General features: G+C 61.6%; 1 protein-coding gene. It reads left to right on the top strand.

The genetic code is table 11. The features are described 5' to 3' along the window. The first annotated feature begins 43 nt into the window (after positions 1 to 43). A complete protein-coding gene (locus RhoFasB10_RS25685) occupies positions 44 to 1,213 on the top strand; it encodes an IS30 family transposase (protein ID WP_240931473.1) in 1,170 nt (389 codons plus the stop codon). The last annotated feature ends 7 nt before the right edge of the window (positions 1,214 to 1,220 follow it).

The following is a 1,220-nucleotide window of genomic DNA, read 5'->3' on the forward strand; positions in this document are numbered from 1 at the left end:
GGCGGTCTCAAGCAGTCATCGCAACGTGCCTGATCATTGGGGGATGGTTGCGATGGGACGTCCGGTGTACACCCATGAGGTGCGGATGCTGTTCTGGGTTCTGTTGGGTTGGGGCTCGACGGTGAAAGAGGCCGCCGAGGTGATCGGTATGGCGGAGATGACCGGTCACCGGTGGGTGCAGGATCGTGGCGGTGTTCGTCCCCGGGCGACACCGCTACCGTCGGGCCGCTTCCTGTCGTTGACCGAGCGCGAGTTCATCGCCGACTACATCGGCGACGGGTGGACGATGACCGCGGTGGCGAAAGCCCTCGGCCGCGCCACCTCCACCGTCAGCCGAGAACTTAAGCGCCACAAGCTATATCGAGGACGTTACGGCGCCAACGCGGCCCACCGGCAGGCGCAGGCTTCGGCGAAACGGCCCAAGATTTCGAAGCTGGAATCGAATCCTCGGTTGGCAGCCGAGGTGCGGGCGCGGCTCGAGAAGGATCATTCTCCCGAGCAGATCGCGCATAGTCTGAAGATCGACTTTCCAGACGATCCGGAGATGCACGTGTCGCACGAGACGATCTACCAGACACTGTTCGTGCTGGGCAGGGGCGGTTTGAAGAAGGAGCTGGCCAGCCATCTTCGGACCGGCCGTACACGCAGGTACGGGCACAAGAAGCATCGCGATTCACGTTCGAAGATCGCCGGCATGATCAACATCGCCGAACGTCCCGCCGAAATTGAGGATCGCAGCGTCCCCGGGCATTGGGAAGGCGATTTGATCATCGGCAAGAACGGCGGATCCTCGATCGGGACGTTGGTCGAACGCACCACACGGCTGGTGTTGCTGTTGCATCTGCCGTGCGGTCATTCCGCTACCCAGGTCGCCGAGGCGATGACCGCGAAAATCATGGAATTACCTGCTGCGCTTCGGCGTTCGATCACCTGGGATCAAGGACGGGAGATGTCCGGGCATGCCCAGTTCACCGTCGACACAGGGGTGCAGGTCTACTTCTGTGACCCGCACTCCCCGTGGCAACGTGGCACCAACGAGAACACCAACGGACTGCTTCGTCAGTACTTTCCCAAAGGCACCGATCTGTCCGTTCACTCCCCGGAACGGCTCGCCGAGGTCGAGGACCTACTCAACAACCGTCCTCGTAGGACCCTCGGATGGGATACTCCTCTGAAGGCATACGACAAGACGCTCGTTGCGATGACCGCTTGAGACCGCC

Source organism: Rhodococcus sp. B10 (assembly GCF_011770055.1).
Classification (GTDB): Bacteria; Actinomycetota; Actinomycetes; order Mycobacteriales; family Mycobacteriaceae; genus Rhodococcoides; species Rhodococcoides kyotonensis_B.